This window comes from Thermoanaerobacterium thermosulfurigenes (assembly GCF_051201035.1).
In the GTDB taxonomy this organism is placed as follows: domain Bacteria; phylum Bacillota; class Thermoanaerobacteria; order Thermoanaerobacterales; family Thermoanaerobacteraceae; genus Thermoanaerobacterium; species Thermoanaerobacterium thermosulfurigenes.
In genome coordinates this window covers 36,864-57,265 of sequence record NZ_JBPODR010000013.1, presented here as the reverse complement: position 1 = coordinate 57,265, position 20,402 = coordinate 36,864, and the positions used below count along the sequence as shown (strand labels likewise).

The window sequence follows — 20,402 nt, the reverse complement described above, 5'->3', positions numbered from 1 at the left end:
TCCAAATTCTCTTGATCCTCAAAGAAGTCCTCATATATATTAATAGTAATACTATTTATTCATTAACATTTTGGTTATACTTCATATCAGGTATCTCCTTGTTATTTAAGAATCGTATTCATGAACACTCGTCATCTTGTATTTTATGAGGAGGTACTTTTTATTTCAATTCAAATCTTACATTTTTTCATTTCAGGAATGCTCCTAGTTTATAATTAGATCCCAAGTTATTTTTTTCTGTTTTGCATATATATTCAATATCTTTATACTTCTTGTCGGTAGGCATATAAATTTATTATTACCTACCAACAAGAATGCTATCTCCAATTTTTAATTACTTATTTGTATTGTTATATTCATCTAACAACTGTTGACATTTTTGAGCAGCTTCATCTAGACCCTGTTTAGGTGGCAAATTACCAACAACTATTTGTGTAACATAAGTTGAAAGAGTCTTTTCAATTTGAGAAACTCCAGCATAAGTTTCTTTCGGAGACGCTCCAGCTGTAAGTGTTTTTTCATCATACTCTTTTACTAAATTAGGAAATACTTTTTCTGTTTCTGCTCTAAGTTTTGGATCAGTATATGATGCTATATCTACTGGAGTTCTTGCTTTTACATCTGTAACCCAATAATGCCAGTAATCATTGTCTACTAACCATGTAAGGAATTTTACAACAGCATCCTTTTTCTTACTTGAACTTATTATATGCAAATCACCATTTCCAATTATTAATTTAGATTTTACTTTATCAGGATGCACAATTAAATTTGGCTCAGGTTTTGGCATTGGCGCGTAAATAAAGTGAAAATTATTAGGAACATTTAAATCTTTCATAATTCCCGGTAAATAAGTGTAACCAATCGCGGTAGCTATTTTCCCACCAAAAAATAGTTCTAATCTATCCATATATGTTATATCAGGTGCATTGGGTAAAAATGTTTTATACTTTTTATTTAAGTCAACTAAAAATTGAATAGCATTTAAGCCCGCTTGATCATTAAATGTTATTTTCTTTTGATCATCCGACATTATACTTCCTCCAACTTGCCAAAGATACCATATGAATTCAGTTGCAGGATCAGCTTGATTCTTAATACTTAAATTTGATGTATATCCAGACACACCACCTGACGTCATTTTTTGTGCTGCTATTTCAAATTCATGCCATGTTTTGGGAGGATTATTCGGATCTAACCCTGCCTTTTTCATAATATCAGTATTATAAAGCATCCAAGGTGCAAGATCAACCCAGGATGGAATAGCCCATAACTTCCCGTCTCTTGTATCCATTTTTACTACATCAGGCAAAACATCTTTTCTTACTTTTTCTGCAAGTTGTGGTGATACATCATCAATAGGTGTTATTATTCCCATTCTCTTATATTCATCAATTGCGGGCCCCAATGATATTAAATCAGGTGCAACTCCGCTATTAAATGAAGTAATCATTTTCTCTTCCCTAGATGCCCAGTCTTGCAAAGTCAAATTTACATGAACTTCGTTTTGAGATTGATTAAATTCATATGTAAGTTTTTTCCAAAGAGCTTGTTCTTGTCCCAAACCTCCAAAAGCCCAAAATTCAATTGTTACCTTTTTATTAGCTGAACTAGAAGTAATCTGATTTTCTTCTTTTTGATTTTGGTTATTTGAATTACACCCTATAAGCAATAATCCAGAAATGACACAGATTAACATAACTGAAATTATCTTTTTGTAATTTTTCATTTAAAACTCTCCTTTCCAAAATATACTAACCATTTAATTTTTATGGCAGTATATTCATTAGTTTTCCATTAATAATTATTATAAATTTTTTATTCTGACTTAATGTATGAGGCTATAATCTCTTTTATTTCCTTAGCTTCATGTTCTGTACATCCAGAAACAGGGCTCCTAGGTATACCTACATTCCTTCCAATTATATTTAATGCTTCTTTAACTCCTCTGGGAAATCTTGCAGCCTTAATTTTGCTCCATATTGGGTAAAGTTTGTCTTGCAAAGCTCTCCCTGTTTTAAGATCACCTCTTGCTACTGCATCCCATATTCTTACACTTTCTTCTGGAAAAACAGTTAAAATTGCTGCAATTGCCCCGTCAGCTCCAAGCTCAAAACCAGTACATAGCATATCATCTGTTGCACAATATATGTTAGCTTTATCACCACATGCAAATTTCATATCCAACATTGCCTGTATGCCACCTACACTTTGCTTTATTCCTATCACATTTGGACATTCTTCTAGTATTTTAACAAAAATATGAGGTTTAATTTCATTTTGAGGTATAACATTATATATAATAATGGGCATTTCAGTTTCTTCAGACACTCTTTTGTAAAATTCTACATTGCCTTTATCATCAGTACCGCCTAAATAAGATATTGGTGTTACCATTAAAGCTGTTGCACCAGCTTTTTTAACTGCTAAACCAGCTTTAATAGCCGCTTTAGTAGAGTGTCTAATAATACCCACTACAACAGGAATTTGATTGGTATTCTCCTCTTGTATAATCTCTGTCATTTTGCAAAGTTCATCATCTGTTATAGCACATCCTTCACCCGTACTACCACCCGGACTTATTCCATGAATTCCAGTAGTTAATAAATATTTTACCTCCTCTCTAAAAATTTTCTCATTTAATTCTTCATTAGCATCAAAGGGTGTAACAACTGGTGCAATAATTCCTCTCAATTTATTATTTTTCAATTTCTATCACTCTTTCCTTATGAAAAATAAGTTATAAATGTTTTTACATCGCTTATAATAAACCTAATTTTTTCAGCACATCAACTAAAACTTTTCTCTCTTCTTCCGTAATACCATTAAGAGGTCTTCTAGGTTTTCCAATTTTTATTCCTGTAACTAATTCAATAGCTTCTCTTAACATTGGATTAGGATGTATTCTGTTGTTTATACCATTAGCTTTAAAAAGAATGAATATTTTTCTATAAATTTCAAGAGCTTCTTCTACTTTGCCTTCATAATATTTATCGAATACTGCTCTTATTTCTTTCGATACAAGATGTGCTCCACCACTTACAATACCAACTGCTCCTTGCGCTATAGTAGGCATCAGCATAAGATCATCACCATTAAATAATAAGAAATCAGGATTTATATCTTTTACTGCATAATAATAATCTGTAATTTGGATTGGATTCATTCCCGCTTCATCTTTAACACCTATAAATTTTTTGTTTTTAGCAAGACTTCGCAAAGTATCAGGTTCTATATTTACCCCTGTAAATATAGGTATATTGTATATTATAATATCCGTATCACAATTTTCCGCTACTGCTAAATAATGTTCTTTAATAGCCTCTTGTGTAGGTTTGCAATAATACGGAGCCACTATCATACATGTTTCTATACCTGCTGCTATTGCTTCTTTTGTTAATTCTATAGTTTCTTTAGTAGAGGCACAACCAGTACCTGCTATTATAGGTTTTTTATTACCTACAACTTTTACAGCAGTTTTATAAAGTTTTACTCTTTCATCAAAAGTTAATGTATTAAATTCTCCAGTAGTTCCTGTAACGATTAATGTATCAAAGCAATCATTCTTAAGCAAATACTTAATTAATTCTTCAAATGCTTCATAATTCACCTCCTCATTTTCATAAAATGGTGTAACAATAGGTAATAAGATTCTTCCAAATTTGTTTTCCATTTTATTTTCTCCTTTCTTTTCTATTTATTTATGTGAAGTATTTATTACTTCCTAACAAATTTATTTTATAGTAATCATTTTGTATATTTATTTCTATCTTAATTGTAAATTTCAATTTTTATATAGGTAAACAAACCTATAAGTTCCAGACCCTATTTCAGCTTCAGCATCATCATTACAATTTTCAAAATGAACATTTTCACCCTTTATTGTTTCAATAGCTTCACTTGATGCATGTGGCAGTATTATTTTAGCTTTTGTATTTGGTGGTATTGCGACATCAACAGTTATATCACCCCCTCTAATAGACCAACTAGCGAAAACTCTACCATAAGCACTTAAGTATTCGGCTTCAGCATAGGTCAAATCACCACCCGGTTTTGGTTTTATAATAATATGTTTAAAACCTGGTATTTCAGGATCTACATTCAATCCTGCAGTCTCACGATAGAACCAGCTGCCGATAGAACCATACGCATAATGATTAAATGAATTCATATCAGCACTCCACATTGAACCATCAGGTTTTATACCATCCCAATGTTCCCAAACGGTTGTAGCCCCTTTTTTAACTTGATATAGCCATGATGGATAATCTTCTTTAAGTAGCAAACTATAAGCTTCTTTAGTCTTGCCATTATTGCTCAGAACATGGCATATATACGGTGTGCCAAGAAAACCTGTAGTAAGATGACCATTATTTTCATTTATTAAATCAATTAATGTTTGTATAGTTCTGGCACGATATTTGTCAGGAACAAGATTGAACATTAATACTAATACATGCGCAGTTTGAGTTCTAACAGCTAATCTACCTGATGGTGTAAAAAACTCATCCCGAAATGCTTTTACAATTTCATCATGTAGATTTAAATACTCTTCGTAGTCTGACAAATTGCCAAGTATTTTAGCAGTTTTTGCGAGTATTTCTGTTGAATGCGCATAAAACGCAGTTGCAACTAAATCATTTGGAGTCGCACCAAAATAACTACCCTCTTTTGCATCAAGAGCTAACCAATCACCAAAATGAAAACCACTATCCCATATAACACCACCTTTGGCATTTGCTCTAATATACTCAATCCACGATTTCATACTTTCATATTGATCTTTTAAAATATTTACATCATCATAATATTGATAAATTGTCCAAGGACATATTACTGCAGCATCTCCCCAACCAGAAGAAGAATAATTTGGATGAGCTAATTTGTTTTTCCGTATATAATTTCCCAAAACATCAGGAACAACATGTGGAACACCTCCATTCTGAAGTTGATCTACTTTTAAATCATGCAGCCATTTTCTAAAAAAAGGAGCAGTATTCATGATGAAACATGACGTTTCAATAAATACCTGAGCATCACCTGTCCATCCAAGGCGTTCGTCACGCTGAGGGCAGTCAGTAGGCACATCAATAAAATTACTTTTCAGCCCCCATACTATATTGTGATACAATTGATTTAAAAGTTCATTTGAACATGTAAATTTACCAATTCGTTTCATATCAGAATGAATTACTACTGCTTCAAAATCGTCAATCGAAGGTTCACCAGGAAACTCTTCAATTTTTACATACCTAAATCCTTGAAATGTAAAATGTGGCTCAAATGTTTCAGCTTCATCCCCTTTAAGAATATATTCTATTCGTTGCTTTGCACTGCGAAGATTTTCAGTATAAAAATTGCCTTCTGAATCTAATACTTCAGCATGCTTTAAAACTACTTTATCACCACATTTACCTCTTACAGTAAATTTCGCCCATCCAGCTAAATTTTGGCCAAAATCTATTACTTTTTCACCTTTTGGAGTTATAATCATTGAAATAGGTTTAATAAATTCTTGCCTTCTAACAGGCAATCCTTCTTGTGGTATAAGCGTAGACATATCCCAATTTATAACATCAACTGCATACCAACTATTGTCGTCGAAATTTGGCAAACTCCAACCAGGTTGTTCCAATCTTGCATCATATATCTCACCATGATAAATTTCTGAATATAGTATTGGACTATCTGAAGCTTTCCACGTTTCATCAGTTACAATGATTTGCTCTCTACCATCAGCATAACGGATTAATATCTGAACTAATAAAGCTGTCCGACTACCATAAACATTGCGTCTACCAATCCATCCTGCAAGATCTCCTTTATACCATCCGGCTCCAACAATAGCCCCAACTGCATTTGCTCCATTTACCAACAAATCTGTTATGTCATACGTTTGATATTGTAATCTCTTTTTATAACTAGTCCATCCAGGTGTGAGTAAATCATCTCCTACACGTTCCCCATTAATATAGATTTCATACATTCCCAAAGCTGTAGCATATATTCGTGCAAAAGCTATTTCTCCATTCAAGGCAAACTCATACCTCAGATACTTGCCTTTTGATGAATTCCCCTCGTCTTCATTTTCTGGCGTTATAAATTTAGCTTTCCATTCTGAAACACCCATTAGCGCTGTTTCAAAATAACCAATTTCACTCCACATGCTTTCTTGCCCATAATTATCCATTATTCTGACTCTATAATAATATCTCGTAGATGATTTTAATGAAGGACCATCATATTCAACATGAACTGACTTAGATGAGTTCACAACACCTGTATCCCATATTATATTTTCAAATTTTTCATCTAAAGACACTTGTAATCTGTATGACATTTGTATTACGTTATACATATCTGATTCTATCATCCAACTAAATCTTGGTTTTTTAGTCCCTAATCCTATTGGATTTTTTTGATATTCGCATGTAATATCAGAAATTTTTAACATTAATACGCCCCCTCTATAGAATTCTTTATTATCTTTCTTCCCTCTTTTAAATCTTTGATGTATCCCAGCGCCATAAATTGAACTATCACATTGCCATAGATTGAAGCTTCTACAGGTCCTGTTATGACTTTTTTACCTGTAACATCCGCAGTTAACTTACACAGGAACTTATCCTGTATTCCTCCGCCAACCATATGGATAGTATCTATTTTTCGCCCTATAATGTCTTCTAAATTGTTTAAGCAATTTTTGTATTGTTCAACTATACCATTGTAAGCAGCTCTCGCTATATCACCAATATCCTGAGGCAAACCCTGCCCTGTTTCTACACAATATTGCTTTATTGCTTCAGCCATATCATCGGGAGCTATAAACAATTTGTCATCGGGATTAATTATAAACTCCTCATGCTCAGCTTTAGATGCCATCTGGCTGATCCCTGGAAATCCTATTTTTATACCATTTGAATTCCAGCTTTGTTTTAATTGTTGAATAATCCACAAGCCATTTATATTTTTAAGTAGCCTAATAAAGCCTTCTACTCCACCTTCATTTGTAAAGTTGTACTTTTTTGTATTTTCATTTATTATAGGACTTTCACTTTCAACACCTAATAGTGACCACGTACCACAAATCAAATAGGCACTTGAACCGTTTTCAATTGGTGTACCCGCAACTGCAGATGCCGTATCATGGCTTCCAACTGAAATCACAGGAATATCAGATAGTCCTGTTTCTTCTTGAATTTCTTTTGATAGATAGCCAATTATCTTCCCCGGCATCAATATTTTTTGAAAAATGCTTTCCGGTATATTTAACTTTTTTATAAGATCGATCGCCCAATCCCTTTTTTCAGGATCCAGCATCTGTGATGTTGATGCAACGGTGTATTCATTATATTTCTCATTGGTCAGATAAAAGTTCAACAAATCTGGAATAAATAACAATGTCTTCGCATTATCCAATAATTCTGGGCGTCTCATTAAATCACAATACAATTGAAATATTGTATTAAATTCCATAAACTGTATACCAGTAATATTATAAATCTCTTCCAATGGCAATACCTTTTCAACATTTTTCATTATCCCATTTGTTCTCTGATCTCTGTAATGAAAAGGATTTGAAATTAATTCATCATTTTTATCAAGCAAACCATAATCTACGCCCCAAGTATCTATACCAATGCCAGATATTTTGATTTTTCTTTTTGATACTAGTTTCAACCCATTTTTTAATTCGTGAAAAAGCCTCAAAAAATCCCAATAAAGTGATTGTCCTAGCTTGACTGGCTCATTTGGAAATCTATAAACTTCTTCGATATCGATTTTTTCACCAGCAAATTTCGATAGCATAAGACGTCCACTAGAAGCACCAAAATCGAAAGCTAAATTATACACAATATCTTTCATTGAAATACCATCCTTTAGCCTTAAATTTCTAAGTCCGATTTTTTATAATTTCTTTTTCATATTCTTTAATAACATCAATCCATGATGTACCAATAGGCACATTTTCGTCCAAACAGTATTTGTTCCAAACGGAGTAAAATGGCAATGTTTTAAATTCCTCCATCAAAGCAAGCCTTGCACCAAAATTCCCTTTATTCTCTTCTTCTAAAAGTAGATGAACAGGCTCTAATAGTGATATTAATATGGCTTTTAACGTCGCTCTTGCGCCTATTACCCACGCCATTATCCTGTTTATGCTTGCGTCAAAGAAATCTAAAGCAATATATACTTTATCATAAGCATTACATCTTCTTATTTCTTTTGCTAATGAGAGCAAATCTTCATTTAAAATGACTACATGATCGCTATCCCAGCGAACACCACGGCTTACATGAATCAATAAATCGTCATCGAATGTCAGTATTGACGATATCTTATCAGCTATATTCTCAGTAGGATGAAAATGTCCCATGTCAAGGCATAACATTACATCATTTCTTGAGGCATAGCTCATATAAAATTCATGTGAACCAACTACATAACTTTCTGACCCGATACCAAATAGTTTGCTTTCAACTGAATCGATGATGTTTGTTTTGTCGTATTTTACTGAAAATATTTCATCTAAAGATTCTTTAAGTATCTTTCTATGTTCAATTCGATTAGCAGGCAAATCTTTAGAGCCATCTGGAATCCAAATATTGTTTACACATTGTATTTTTAATTCTTTTCCCATTTCATTTGCAATTTCACGACATCTCTTGCCGTGTTCAATCCAAAATTTTCTAATATTATCATCTTTACTAGAAAGCGTATAGCCAGAGTTTGCTTTAGGATGTGAAAAAAACGTAGGGTTAAAATCTAGACCAAGCCTTTTTTCTTTTGCCCACTCTATCCATTTTCTAAAATGTTCTACGTTTATTTCGTCTCTGTCAACAAATTCACCATTTGTTTCCGCATAAATGGCATGCAAATTCACTTTGTGTTTGCCAGGTATAAGACTTAAGGCTTTTTCAATGTCTTGCCTCAATTCTTCACCATTCCTTGCTCTGCCAGGCCAGTTTCCCGTCGCCAAAATACCTCCACCGCTTAATCCATTGGCGCTTTTCTCAAATCCAGTTACATCATCGCCCTGCCAACAGTGAAGGGAAATACGAATCTTCTTCATTTTATCTAATATTTCATCAGTGTCTATGTCAAACTTTGCATAAACCTCTTTTGCATGATAATAATCATTTAAAATTTCATCTTTCTCTACTTCATACATAATAAACATCCTTTCGGGAAATCAAATAATAATTACATTTGGATTCTATTTAATAATAACTACTTTTATCTAAATTTTAAGTTACATATCTTTTATATTATATATATTCGACGTTTTTTGTTAAATTCCTTCTTGTTTTTAATAATTTTTTATTATTTTTTTGTTATTTTTTTGTTTTGTAGATATATGTATTGTGTTTTCTTTTATTGCCTGTTTTTGCATTTAGATTATCTTATCCCAAATAGCTCTATCTGGATTGGGTATTATAGACTTATTTAAAAGCATACCTGATTTCTCCAAAGCTTTGCATCCTGCATTAATTGATGCTTCAACAGCGGCAAGTTCGCCTGTAAGCAGCAAGTATGACTTGCCGCACATACCTTTGGCTATTCTTATCTCTACAAGATTTACTTTTGCAGCTTTTGCAGCCGTATCTGCTGCAAGTATTATTGATGCTGCAGAAAATGTTTCTATGATGCCAAGTGCTTCTACATCTTCAATTACAGACGTGCCATTCATAGCTTTATATATTGTTTCATGTGGATTTCCCAATATAAAGCTATCAATGACATTGTCTGAATACTGATTTATACCCTTTTCTATCGCCGAATTAACTGCACTTAATTTCCCAGCTAACAGAACAATGTATTTCCCCGGACATACTGTATATGCTTCTATTATTTCCACATCAGCAGTTTTAGCCATGTCATCAGCAGCAGTTATACCTGTAGCAACTGATTTGTATTCAACTAATCCTATCGCTTTGTCCATCAAAATCACCTCTTGGCTTGATAACAATACTGTCATCAGTTACATCTATTATAATGCCGTCAATACTGGCATGCAATTTAGCACCCAGCTTATTATTAGGCACATCGCCTATCAGATCTCCTTCTTTCACAATATCTCCAACCTTTACTACAGGCATCGCTTTAACACCAACATGCTGACTTAATTGCATGACGACATGATGTGAAGGAATAACAGTATCAAGATTCATCGGTGCATCTACATCGTATTTTTTAAGCGAAAGTCTTGATATAAGCCTTTCCATCGGTACTAATCTTTCATCTCTCATGACATTTGCTGTTTCTGGTCTTTTGTTGTGTGGATTTTTTACACCATTTTGCCTTAATTTTGTCTTTATTTGGCTTATTATTTTTCTCGGTGACAAACTTTGATGGCATGAATACATTTCACACAATCCACATTCAGAGCATAACATTGTCATCGTATATGCAGTGGTATCATCAATAATACTATTTGCAACTGCATTCATAACTTTATGCGGTTTTATAGAATGACCTAATAAATTTCTAGGACATAGATCTGTGCACATTTGACATTGAGAGCAAACAGACATTGCACGTTTTAACTCTATCCTTATGTTTGTCTTTCTCTTTGTTATCACAGGGTGGTCTTTTGGGAGAACGATAATAGCTTTTGTAGTTTTTGTTATTGGAGTCTTTACATCAACTATTTTCCCAGTCATAGGACCACCCATTATCACTTCACAATCTTTTTCTAAGCATCCTCCTGCCTTTTCAATAAGCCAAGCTGCTGGTGTGCCTACTTTTACTTTAAACGTGCTGGGATATTTGACATTTCCCGTTACAGTTACATACTTTTCTGTAACAGGATGTTTCAGATTAATTGCATTATAGATGTTTAAGACTGTTTCCACATTCATTACCAACGTACCAACAGAAATAGGTATAGAACCTTCTGGTACAATTCTGCCAGTCGTCTCGTATATTAATACAACTTCGTCACCAGCAGGATAGACGTCTGGCAATACCTTTAACTCCAAGTTTCTATAATTGCCAATCAAATTCTTAACTGAGCTGATGGCAGTCTTGTATGCTGATTTTATTGCTACAATGCCAAATTTGCCTCCTAAAGTATCAACTATAAATGATAAAGTCATCAATATTTCATCAGTATATACTGCAAGCAGCTGCCTATCAACTCTCAAAAGCGGTTCACATTCAGCGCCATTTAATATGATTGTATCTATACCTGTAGTAAGTTTTGCATGTGTAGGAAAACCAGCTCCGCCTGCACCGACTATTCCATTTTCAAATACGATATTTTTAAGTTCATCAATATTCATCATCTCACCCCAGATTAACTAATCATCGATGATAATATCTTTTATGCTATCAACGATTCCAACAATTGCCGCGTCTACAGGCGAATCTGGCATACCACAACCAATTCTTGCTGAACTTCCAAAGGTAACTAAGACTATTTCTCCTACACCTGCACCTACATTATCAATTGCAACAATCCTATTTTTATTGTCATAATTCATTTCGTTTACAGGTTCTACTATTAAAAATTTATTGCCTATTAAATTTTGATTCTTGCGGGTAGAAATAACAGTACCAACAACTTTAGCTATTATCAATTTTTTCAACTCCTATTATCTCTAACTATTTCAACAAAATCGCCGCTTTTTAGTCCCATGCAATTAGCTTCATCTGTGTCAATATGCATTTCAAGTGTATATTTTTCGTCAACTCTAACCTGTACATTTTCTAAAATTCCGCCTCGCTGACCGTTTACTTTTACTGATATTATATCGTCGTCTTTAACATTGAATCTTTTGGAATCCTCAGGCGACATGTGAACATGTCGTTTTGCTATTATGCATCCTTCTTTTAATGATATTGCGCCTTTCGGCCCTACAATTGTAATTGGCGATGAACCTTTTATGTCACCTGATTCCCGTATAGGAGGGTTTAATCCTAAACTTATTGCATCAGTCTTTGATATTTCTACCTGCGTCTTATCTCTTAAAGGACCCAAAACTCTCACTTTCTCAATAGCATTTAATTTAAATCCAATAATTGTCACACATTCCTCTGCTGCAAACTGTCCACCCATCAATTCCTTTTTCTTTTTTAAAACATAATCTTTCCCAAACAATATCTCCAAATGTTCTTTAGTCAAATGAACATGTCGGGCTGATACACCTACTGGTATCTTAAGCAAATTCCTTTCACTAAGCGTCTCCGCTATAGTTTTTGATATAATCTCTATCAATTTATCATTCACTGTCATCACACTACTTTATCATAGGCAATATTTTCTCTACATCTGCATGAGGTCTTGGTATTACATGAACAGCTACTAACTCGCCTAACTTTTTAGCTGCATTTGCACCAGTCTCTGTCGCTGCTTTTACTGCACCAACATCTCCTCTTACCATAACTGTTACAAGTCCTGAACCTATTTTTTCAGTTCCTATTAACGTGACATTAGCAGCCTTTACCATTGCATCTGCAGCTTCTATCGCTGCTACCAATCCTCTCGTCTCTACCATTCCCAATGCTTGTTGTTCCATAATCAATTCCTCCTTAAATTCTTTATTTGATATTTTCGTTAAATTGTTTTTCTGCTTTTCGCCTTTAACATCTTTTGCATTCGTGTCCTTTTCTTCAGAACTCACTTATTTCACCACCATCTACTTTAAATAGCTTTTCTGCACTAATATTTACCATCTTTATAGTTTCTGGATGTGGATTTGGTATTACCGCGTATGCTACTGTCCGTGTAATTTTATCAGCTTTATTTTTTCCATTTAAAATTGCTTCTTCAACTGCTGAAACATTTCCTTTAATAATAATTGTCACAAGTCTGCCTCCAAGTTTTTTCTCCCATGTTGCAAACTCTACATTCGCTGTTTTCAACATGGCATCCAGTGCTTCCACTGCAGCTACAAATCCATTTACTTCAATAAGTCCAATTGCATGCATTTATTGCACTCCCAAATGTGCCAAAATTATTTAATTGTCGGCAATATCTTTTCAACATCAGTGTGAGGCCTTGGTATTACATGAACAGCCACTAACTCTCCTAATTTTGAAGCAGCACTTGCGCCAACCTCTGTAGCCGCTTTTACTGCGCCAACATCTCCTCTTACCATGACAGTTACAAGTCCTGATCCTATTTTTTCAGTTCCTATCAAGGCGACATCCGCAGCCTTTACCATTGCATCTGCTGCTTCTATTGCTGCAACTAATCCTCTCGTTTCTACCATTCCCAATGCTTCCTGTACCATAATCAAAATCCTCCTCGATTCTATTTTTATTTAAGACAATTTAGCTTTAATAGCTTTTCGGTGTCTTCTTCTGGTTTTGCTATTATATTTGTGGTAACTACACCAGATATCTTATTAGCTGCATTAACTGCAGCATCTACCGCTATTTTCACATCTTCAAGATCTCCTCTAAGTTTAACAACTATTATCAATGGAACTGGCAATGATTCAGCGTTTAATGGCTTATTATTGTCAAAAGACTCTATTGCAACATTCGCTTTTTTGCATGCAGCATCTGCTGCTACAAATGCTGCTACCAACCCATAAACTTCGATCAATCCGACAGCCTGCATTATATCACCTAAAATCTGTCATTTATATACACTACTTTTATCCCTTCCTGTTTCATATTGACTTCCATTGCTTCATTCATTTTATTTAGTGAAAATCTATGTGTTATCAGTTCTTCAATGGGAAGTCCTATTTCTTTAGCTCTTTTGAGAAAATCAAAAGTTGTCAAATAATCTTGAGGGGTGTAAGTCCACGAGCCGACTGCTGTTATCTCCTTATTGCAAATATCGTAATGGGGGTTTATCTTACAATCGCCATTATTTACAAAGAATCCAACTTCGCACAAACCACCTCCCCGCCTTACAAACTTCCAAATATTAGACGCTGCAGAAGGAACACCTGTACATTGAAATGCGAAATCTGCGCCAATTCCATCGCTTGCTTTTTTAACAGCGCCAATAAGCTCATCAATATTGCTGTATTTAGTGAAATTAATGAGTGCTGTAGCACCTAATCTTTTAGCCATATTTAGTCTATTCTCATCGCCATCGACAGCTATGATATTTTCTACGCCAAGCGTCTTTACAACCGACAAAAGCAGTAATCCTATAGGACCACAACCTTGTACGAGAACTTTGCTGTTGAATCTCATAAGACCTGTGGATTTTGCACGCTCTACTGCATGTACGACTACTGCCGCCGGTTCTACCAAAAGCCTCAAATTAAGATTCATGTCATTGACCTTATAAAATGTTGAGCCTTTCCTTATGACGATGTACTCTGAGAACCAACCATTTAAATGGTAATTATCATCAGGTATTAAACCGTAAATCTTTGAGTTTTCACACAAATTCGTCTTACCTGGATGATTTAGACATATATCGCATTCACCGCATGGAACGACAGATGTAACGATCTTATCGCCTTCTTTGATTTCTTTACCAGCAGAATCTCGTCTTACGTTTTTCCCCAGCTTCACTATCTCCCCTGTGCCTTCGTGTCCTAAAACCAATGGTATGAGACCAAAAGGATCTCCTTTGTATTCATGAACATCAGTACCACAAACGCCACAGCCTTCCACCTTGACAAGCATTTCATCATCATTTATTTCTGGAATATTAAATTCTTTTACGTCTATTTTTTTAACATCTGTAAGTACAGCAGCTCTACAGGTAGATGGTATTTTTGAATTGCTCCCTTTAATGTTTTCTTTAGGCTCACTTTTTAAATCATTTAATATCTTTTTCACTATCTCCTCAATGTCTATCTGATTGACTTCCATATTATCCTCTCCTATCTTATTGATAATCCATCTGCCAAGACACATCTTCGACTTTTAGTGAAAGTCCTTGCAGATGTCAATCCTTCACCTGTCCTGCTTGCAATCGTGAATGTGCAATAACCTTCACCGCCATATCCTAACGCAGCATATGATGGAGCATTTTTTACAAATATAGCAGTGTCAATGATTTTTCCAAACTTTGTCAAATTATCTACGTTTTTGGAATGCATGTGTGCTGAATGCCTATTGCCATGTTCTAACTCTGTCGCAATCATTATAGCTTCATCTACATTTTTGGCTCTTACTATTCCTAAAATAGGCATCATCAGCTCTTCTACCACTAATGGATTGTCTTTTTCAGTCTCAAAAATTATACACCTTATGCTTTCATCAGCATCTATACCTATAGCTTTTAGTATTAAATGGGCATCTTTGCCGACCCATTTCCTATTTAAAGACGTTCTACCGTTTTTATTCTCCAATACAAGCTCTATAAGCTTTTCAATTTCTTCTCCTTCAATCTTGTAGCATCCATTCTTTTGCATGTAATAAATAAGCTCATCTGTTATTTTATCTACAGATACTACTTCTTTCTCAGCAATGCAAGGTAAATTGTTGTCAAATGTAGCACCATCAACGATATCTTTCGCAGCCTTTTTGATGTCTGCCGTTTCATCGACTACAACTGGTGGATTTCCTGCTCCTGCCCCTATTGCCCTTTTGCCAGATGAAAGGACTGATGTTACTACACCAGGTCCGCCTGTCGCTACTAATAGCGAAACATCAGGACTCTTGAACATAATATTTCCAGTTTCAAGTGTCGGTTTTTCAACAGATGCGACTAAATTTTCAGGTCCACCAGCCTCCATCACCGCTTCATTTACCAATCTGACAGCGTAATTAGATACATTTACCGCACCTGGATGTGGATTAAATACGACTGAATTACCTGCGGCTATCATACCTATGCTATTGCAAAGGACGGTTTCACTTGGATTTGTCGAAGGAGTTATAGCCCCTATTACACCAAATGGCCCCATTTCAACCAATGTCAGTCCCTTATCGCCAGACCATGCTGTTGTCACTATATCTTCTGTACCAGGTGTCTTAAGCGCTACAAGCTCATGTTTTATGATTTTGTGCTCTACTTTCCCCATGCCAGTCTCACTGACGCCCATCTCCGCAAGTATTTTTTTATTCTCCATAATCTTTTTTCTTATATTCTGTATAAACTTTTCTCTCGACTCTATGGGCATATTTCGCAATTTTTTCTGGGCATCTTTTGCAGCACGAATCGCTTCATTCATATCTTGAAATATACCGACATCACCATGCTTACTGGTAGTCTTTTCAAGATTAAATTCCGATAAGACTTTTTTGACGATCTCTTCGATATCTTCCTCTTTAACTTTCATGATATAACCTCCTCAAATACATCTGCACCATAAATAGAAAGTTCTATATCTTGTTCTACTGTACCGCCGCTAACTCCAATTCCACCGACTATTTCGCCTTGATGCTTTATAGGACATCCACCTCCAAACACTACGATTCTATTATCAGTTGTATTTATCCCATAAAGAGGCTGCCCTGGTTGTGCAAGTTTTGACAACTCATGCGTCGGCATTTTAAGCGCTACTGATGTATAAGCTTTATTTATTGCTAGATTCATGCTTTCAAGAAGTGTACCATCCATAAAATGAGCCGCTATCAAATTGCCATGCATGTCGACTATTGCAATAGCAACCGGTAGATTAATGCTTTCTGCCTTCTTTTCTACCTTCGCCATCAAATTTTTTGCTATATCTAAATTTAGCTTTATTTCGCCTTTGTTCTTTCTATAATGCTTTCTTATTATGTCTTCTACCTTTTCTTCTATTTCCATTCTTATTTCCATATACCTTGCTAAAACAAACAAATAGTCAGACAATCTATTGATGTAAACTTTCGAATTAATATTTACAGAATATTTCTTGTCGACTTCGATTAAGCTTCTCTCAGTTTTTCTCGTTATAGTCCTTACAACATCTAATAATGCTGAGATTTGGTTTTTACCAGGTATTACAAAACCATTTTTAATCTTTACCATGTTTTGATAATCGTCAATTAATCTTTCTATGTCAAAGACATCATTTTCTGATATATGCCATTTATCGCTTTTGCCATCTGCTATCTCTGAAAGTATTACTTTTACCTTTATCTGAATATTTTCTATCTCTTTTTTTATGGAATCATCATCTATTTGAGCTTTTGCAAAACCTAAATAACTTGTTAACTCATCCAAATTTCCTAACGTCTCTATTCTTAAATCGTCTTTTGGAATTCTTTCTCCATTTAATAGCGACGTGTAACCATCATCACCAGTTTTAGTATAAACACTCATTGTACCACCTGCTAATCTAAGTATTTAAGTGGCAAGCCCTTTACATATTTTGCAGCATTGCATCCAACGAGTCGTGGATCAAAGTTTTCACTTGTCTTTGAAAGAATCAAAGGTGTATTGATTTCCAAGTTTTTAGAGTGCAAACACACTAAATCTTCAGATATGCCTATGCCAATACCTAATACAGATGCTTTTGCTGCATCATAAGCCATCTTCACAACATCAACACATTCATTGTAAGATAATCTATACAATGCACCTTCTTCTTCAATGCCAGCTATAACCTCGTTTATTATATATTTGTTTTCTGTATTTGCAAAAATCACTATTTGAGGCTTTATAAATTCCATAAAATCACCCTAAATAAGACATCACGAGACCTGTTGCTACAGCGTTTCTTGGACCTTCAACTTTTCTTATATTTCCCCTACCTGCTATGATTTTATAGTTTGATAGCTCAGCCAAAATCATCTCCGGAATTTCAAAATCCAAAGCAGAACCTCCGACTAATACGACATTTGGTATTTGCCTTAAATTATTTCCCGGAGCAATTTTTGTCAAAGCTCTGAGAGCATTTTTTACAAAGACTTTATATTTTGCTTGCCTTCGTACGTAAATAATCTTTTCCATAGTCAAATCTTCTTTAAATATAGGAATCATATCATTTTCTTTTAAAATCACGATCCTCCCATAATATCGAGGATTTAAGGGTTTATCAAAAAACTTTATCTCCCTATTTTCCATTCTTATGTGAAATAAACTTTCAACTTTTCCAATCGGGTTCTTTTTTATTTCTTCTGACAAATATCTATCATTTAATCCTAATTCTGAATCAATAAGCATTGTGACTAATTCTCCAGCACCTGCCATGTGTATAGATTTTACAATGCCTTTTTCATCAATCACAGCTGCATCTGTAGAGCCTCCACCAATATCCAGTATTGCAAGTGGTAACTTTGTACCTGGCGTTGTCAATGCACCTAATGCAGCCATCACAGCTTCTACTCCAGCTATTTTTACATATACTCCTATCTTTCTTTGAAGTTTTTCTGCAATCTCTATCATAGGAAGCGCATCCGTCTTTACCATAGCTGCCAATACAACTGCTTTCTCCATTGAAGTCTCACTAGCAAGCCCACCCTCTACTTTAACAGGAACAGTTGTGTCAACCGCAAAAATGTCTTTAATCTTTACCTTGTCTATTTTTTGACCGGTAATACTTGACATTTTGCTTTTTAGATTTTTTATCATGTTTCCAACATTTGTATTTTTTTCGCCTTCTACATCATCAATTGTTCCAACTTCCTCAACTGATTCCATTATCATTTCAGCGCCAGAATCAACACTTACTTTTGATGACATATTAGACCCTATGATTAAGAGGTTTCCCGCTGGAATTATCCTCTCCTTTACTTGTCCTTTTGGCGTTTTTATAACCACTGCCGACTTTTTCCCAATCAAACTTTTCGAAATCGGTATGACGTACTTTGTCTCTTCTGGAGTAAGATCAAATATTGTTGCGATACCATAAGGATTTGATAGCGTGCTTATGGACTTGCCTTCCGGTGCTACCTCTACAGCCGCTACAACTCCTAATGGAATCTTCTCTATCTGTCTTACTTCGTCCACAATTGGTATAGTCTTTTTTAGTCTGTTGTTGATTAAAACTGCTTCATCATTTTGAACTATAGCAGCTTTTACATCAATATCGTTTTCAAATGACATGTTTATGATTCTTGAAGCTTCTTCATATCCAATTTCCTTAGGTATCACCACAATGTAACTTTTTTCTTTCGCAGCATCAGGTAAATCCTTTATATGTATTATCTCTCCTACTCCAAGTCCGACACCTCCCGGTGTGGATGGATTATGACCTATCATAGTGGAGCCTGTGATAACAGTTTCCGTTATTGTCTCCATAGCAGCACCACAGACAACTGGAGCAGCTTCATTTATTCTAATAAGGCTTAAATCACTGATATTTTTATCAATTTTTTTTAAAGCCTCAGTCAATCCATTAATAACCCCTGTCACATTGTCTACAGTGCCTTTTACACCTGTCGTTGCTGTCAATGAGCTGCTTAAAAACTCTAATGTATTGTCATCTTTAATAGCGGCTATACATACTTCTGTTGTAGAATTGCCAATATCAACACCTGCTATGAGTTTCATCTGAAAAGCCCCTTTAAGTTCTCAAAATGTTTCTTTTTTCATATACTTCCGCGGCCTCAAGTATCAAGTTTGCACAGTTAATGGCATTGTATTTGTCTCTTAATTCATAGGCAAGATTTATAAGTTCTGCCTTTGTGGATCTAAACGGCCTTAAGCTCTCATATATTTCCAGAATCTTTTCATCTGGAACATCTGTAAGCTCCGATGCCCTTGTAAAATTCTCTTTCATCTGGTGTCTGCCGTATTTTTCTGCAATTTTCCCTTGCATTAGAAGTACTTCTTTTGAAATCTTAATATCGTCAGGTTTTACGTTTCCCATCATTACATTTTTAATATTTATTTCATTTAAATGTTTACCTGTTTTTGTCACCAATTTATCAAAAGCACTTTTTGACAACGGATATTCGTCCATCTTCATCATCCCTACATTACAAATCTACCGCCAATTCAATTGATTGAGCATTTTTCAATATTCTTTCTGTCTCTTTTATATGCATTATTGCAGCTTTCACCTGATATTTAGGCCTTACCATGTAATCATTTTGAATTAATATAGGTTTTACCATCATGCCTTTGGCATATCTTGCTGCATTTTTGCCTATTTCCCTGTATAATTCTAAATTTAACAGTGGAGCTTGTGGAAATAGCTCTAGATTGCTTAAAGGATATAGATCTTTTTGATGAATCACTGTCGTACCTTTTGACTGTAAGCCTATACCTATTCCTGACCCACTCAACAAAGCAGCTTCTTTGCCTATAAACGCAACATCAGATGTCTTTAGAACTCTTACAATCCTAGGAACCATACCTTCTTCTTCGATACCTGCAATTATTTCTTTTATTACATCTTTATGATCAAGTCCATTTATAGTCTTTTTTATATGCTTTCCAAATGCAGGCCCAATACCTATAACGACTTCCTTTATATTCTTACCCTTATGAGCAACTCCATTTTCGATAAAATACGAAGGCAGGTCATCAGTTTTATGTTTCTTATTTATTTCTTCTATAACACGTTTAGTTATTTCTTTTAATAGCTCTTCATCCACGTACATTT

Annotated in this window: 21 protein-coding genes; all 21 read right to left on the bottom strand. The window is 34.7% G+C overall.

Going from position 1 to position 20,402, the window contains the following annotated elements; translation table 11 throughout:
- Positions 1-334 precede the first annotated feature (334 nt).
- Positions 335-1,729: an ABC transporter substrate-binding protein gene (locus HNR52_RS06980; RefSeq protein ID WP_435620099.1), complete on the bottom strand. Its 1,395-nt coding sequence runs from the start codon at positions 1,727-1,729 to the stop codon at positions 335-337.
- A gap of 89 nt (positions 1,730-1,818) precedes the next feature.
- Complete coding sequence (locus HNR52_RS06975; RefSeq protein WP_435620098.1) at positions 1,819-2,709, bottom strand: dihydrodipicolinate synthase family protein; 891 nt, start codon at positions 2,707-2,709, stop codon at positions 1,819-1,821.
- Positions 2,710-2,761: 52 nt separating this feature from the next.
- On the bottom strand, positions 2,762-3,673 hold the full coding sequence (gene dapA / locus HNR52_RS06970) for a 4-hydroxy-tetrahydrodipicolinate synthase (protein ID WP_435620097.1): 912 nt from the start codon (positions 3,671-3,673) through the stop codon (positions 2,762-2,764).
- A gap of 111 nt (positions 3,674-3,784) precedes the next feature.
- Positions 3,785-6,454 carry a family 78 glycoside hydrolase catalytic domain gene (locus HNR52_RS06965; protein WP_435620096.1) on the bottom strand — a complete coding sequence of 890 codons (2,670 nt, stop codon included), beginning with the start codon at positions 6,452-6,454 and terminating at the stop codon, positions 3,785-3,787.
- Positions 6,454-7,866, bottom strand: coding sequence for a rhamnulokinase (locus tag HNR52_RS06960; protein ID WP_435620095.1), 1,413 nt, complete (start codon positions 7,864-7,866; stop codon positions 6,454-6,456). The genes HNR52_RS06965 and HNR52_RS06960 overlap by 1 nt, the downstream gene beginning before the upstream one ends.
- 28 nt (positions 7,867-7,894) lie before the next feature.
- Positions 7,895-9,172, bottom strand: a complete 1,278-nt coding sequence (locus tag HNR52_RS06955; RefSeq protein ID WP_435620094.1) for an L-rhamnose isomerase — start codon at positions 9,170-9,172, stop codon at positions 7,895-7,897.
- A 222-nt stretch (positions 9,173-9,394) separates the two neighbouring features.
- Positions 9,395-9,943, bottom strand: a complete 549-nt coding sequence (locus HNR52_RS06950; protein WP_435620093.1) for a BMC domain-containing protein — start codon at positions 9,941-9,943, stop codon at positions 9,395-9,397.
- The gene (locus tag HNR52_RS06945; protein WP_435620092.1) at positions 9,918-11,285 is read right to left on the bottom strand and encodes a 4Fe-4S dicluster domain-containing protein; all 1,368 of its coding nucleotides are present in this window, start codon (positions 11,283-11,285) and stop codon (positions 9,918-9,920) included. The genes HNR52_RS06950 and HNR52_RS06945 overlap by 26 nt, the downstream gene beginning before the upstream one ends.
- A gap of 18 nt (positions 11,286-11,303) precedes the next feature.
- A complete protein-coding gene (locus tag HNR52_RS06940) occupies positions 11,304-11,582 on the bottom strand; it encodes a EutN/CcmL family microcompartment protein (RefSeq protein WP_435620091.1) in 279 nt (92 codons plus the stop codon).
- A gap of 5 nt (positions 11,583-11,587) precedes the next feature.
- Positions 11,588-12,238, bottom strand: a complete 651-nt coding sequence (gene pduL / locus HNR52_RS06935; RefSeq protein WP_435620090.1) for a phosphate propanoyltransferase — start codon at positions 12,236-12,238, stop codon at positions 11,588-11,590.
- Between the two features lie 4 nt (positions 12,239-12,242).
- Positions 12,243-12,521 carry a BMC domain-containing protein gene (locus HNR52_RS06930; protein ID WP_435620106.1) on the bottom strand — a complete coding sequence of 93 codons (279 nt, stop codon included), beginning with the start codon at positions 12,519-12,521 and terminating at the stop codon, positions 12,243-12,245.
- Between the two features lie 94 nt (positions 12,522-12,615).
- A complete protein-coding gene (locus tag HNR52_RS06925) occupies positions 12,616-12,933 on the bottom strand; it encodes a BMC domain-containing protein (RefSeq protein WP_435620089.1) in 318 nt (105 codons plus the stop codon).
- A gap of 26 nt (positions 12,934-12,959) precedes the next feature.
- Complete coding sequence (gene pduA / locus HNR52_RS06920; protein WP_435620088.1) at positions 12,960-13,238, bottom strand: propanediol utilization microcompartment protein PduA; 279 nt, start codon at positions 13,236-13,238, stop codon at positions 12,960-12,962.
- A 26-nt stretch (positions 13,239-13,264) separates the two neighbouring features.
- A complete protein-coding gene (locus HNR52_RS06915; protein ID WP_435620087.1) occupies positions 13,265-13,570 on the bottom strand; it encodes a BMC domain-containing protein in 306 nt (101 codons plus the stop codon).
- An 8-nt stretch (positions 13,571-13,578) separates the two neighbouring features.
- Positions 13,579-14,790 carry a zinc-dependent alcohol dehydrogenase gene (locus HNR52_RS06910; RefSeq protein WP_435620086.1) on the bottom strand — a complete coding sequence of 404 codons (1,212 nt, stop codon included), beginning with the start codon at positions 14,788-14,790 and terminating at the stop codon, positions 13,579-13,581.
- Positions 14,791-14,801: 11 nt separating this feature from the next.
- Positions 14,802-16,205 carry an aldehyde dehydrogenase family protein gene (locus HNR52_RS06905; protein WP_435620085.1) on the bottom strand — a complete coding sequence of 468 codons (1,404 nt, stop codon included), beginning with the start codon at positions 16,203-16,205 and terminating at the stop codon, positions 14,802-14,804.
- Positions 16,202-17,173, bottom strand: a complete 972-nt coding sequence (locus tag HNR52_RS06900) for a cob(I)yrinic acid a,c-diamide adenosyltransferase (RefSeq protein ID WP_435620084.1) — start codon at positions 17,171-17,173, stop codon at positions 16,202-16,204. The genes HNR52_RS06905 and HNR52_RS06900 overlap by 4 nt, the downstream gene beginning before the upstream one ends.
- 11 nt (positions 17,174-17,184) lie before the next feature.
- Positions 17,185-17,523 carry a glycerol dehydratase reactivase beta/small subunit family protein gene (locus HNR52_RS06895; RefSeq protein ID WP_435620083.1) on the bottom strand — a complete coding sequence of 113 codons (339 nt, stop codon included), beginning with the start codon at positions 17,521-17,523 and terminating at the stop codon, positions 17,185-17,187.
- A 4-nt stretch (positions 17,524-17,527) separates the two neighbouring features.
- The gene (locus tag HNR52_RS06890; RefSeq protein ID WP_435620082.1) at positions 17,528-19,345 is read right to left on the bottom strand and encodes a diol dehydratase reactivase subunit alpha; all 1,818 of its coding nucleotides are present in this window, start codon (positions 19,343-19,345) and stop codon (positions 17,528-17,530) included.
- 13 nt (positions 19,346-19,358) lie between these two features.
- Positions 19,359-19,763 carry a diol dehydratase small subunit gene (locus tag HNR52_RS06885; protein WP_435620081.1) on the bottom strand — a complete coding sequence of 135 codons (405 nt, stop codon included), beginning with the start codon at positions 19,761-19,763 and terminating at the stop codon, positions 19,359-19,361.
- 10 nt (positions 19,764-19,773) lie between these two features.
- Positions 19,774-20,400, bottom strand: a complete 627-nt coding sequence (locus tag HNR52_RS06880) for a propanediol/glycerol family dehydratase medium subunit (protein WP_435620080.1) — start codon at positions 20,398-20,400, stop codon at positions 19,774-19,776.
- Between the last annotated feature and the right edge of the window lie 2 nt (positions 20,401-20,402).

Coding starts and splice junctions, on each gene's coding strand:
- HNR52_RS06945 (WP_435620092.1), bottom strand. CDS start 11,285: ATGAATATTGATGAACTTAAAAATATCGTATTTGAAAATGGAATAGTC.
- HNR52_RS06955 (WP_435620094.1), bottom strand. CDS start 9,172: ATGTATGAAGTAGAGAAAGATGAAATTTTAAATGATTATTATCATGCA.
- HNR52_RS06895 (WP_435620083.1), bottom strand. CDS start 17,523: ATGGAATTTATAAAGCCTCAAATAGTGATTTTTGCAAATACAGAAAAC.
- HNR52_RS06915 (WP_435620087.1), bottom strand. CDS start 13,570: ATGCAGGCTGTCGGATTGATCGAAGTTTATGGGTTGGTAGCAGCATTT.
- HNR52_RS06965 (WP_435620096.1), bottom strand. CDS start 6,454: ATGTTAAAAATTTCTGATATTACATGCGAATATCAAAAAAATCCAATA.
- HNR52_RS06885 (WP_435620081.1), bottom strand. CDS start 19,763: ATGAAGATGGACGAATATCCGTTGTCAAAAAGTGCTTTTGATAAATTG.
- HNR52_RS06910 (WP_435620086.1), bottom strand. CDS start 14,790: ATGGAAGTCAATCAGATAGACATTGAGGAGATAGTGAAAAAGATATTA.
- HNR52_RS06980 (WP_435620099.1), bottom strand. CDS start 1,729: ATGAAAAATTACAAAAAGATAATTTCAGTTATGTTAATCTGTGTCATT.
- HNR52_RS06880 (WP_435620080.1), bottom strand. CDS start 20,400: ATGTACGTGGATGAAGAGCTATTAAAAGAAATAACTAAACGTGTTATA.
- pduL (WP_435620090.1), bottom strand. CDS start 12,238: ATGACAGTGAATGATAAATTGATAGAGATTATATCAAAAACTATAGCG.
- HNR52_RS06930 (WP_435620106.1), bottom strand. CDS start 12,521: ATGGAACAACAAGCATTGGGAATGGTAGAGACGAGAGGATTGGTAGCA.
- HNR52_RS06905 (WP_435620085.1), bottom strand. CDS start 16,205: ATGAAAGTTAAAGAGGAAGATATCGAAGAGATCGTCAAAAAAGTCTTA.
- HNR52_RS06900 (WP_435620084.1), bottom strand. CDS start 17,173: ATGAGTGTTTATACTAAAACTGGTGATGATGGTTACACGTCGCTATTA.
- HNR52_RS06950 (WP_435620093.1), bottom strand. CDS start 9,943: ATGGACAAAGCGATAGGATTAGTTGAATACAAATCAGTTGCTACAGGT.
- HNR52_RS06890 (WP_435620082.1), bottom strand. CDS start 19,345: ATGAAACTCATAGCAGGTGTTGATATTGGCAATTCTACAACAGAAGTA.
- HNR52_RS06925 (WP_435620089.1), bottom strand. CDS start 12,933: ATGCATGCAATTGGACTTATTGAAGTAAATGGATTTGTAGCTGCAGTG.
- pduA (WP_435620088.1), bottom strand. CDS start 13,238: ATGGTACAGGAAGCATTGGGAATGGTAGAAACGAGAGGATTAGTTGCA.
- dapA (WP_435620097.1), bottom strand. CDS start 3,673: ATGGAAAACAAATTTGGAAGAATCTTATTACCTATTGTTACACCATTT.
- HNR52_RS06960 (WP_435620095.1), bottom strand. CDS start 7,866: ATGAAAGATATTGTGTATAATTTAGCTTTCGATTTTGGTGCTTCTAGT.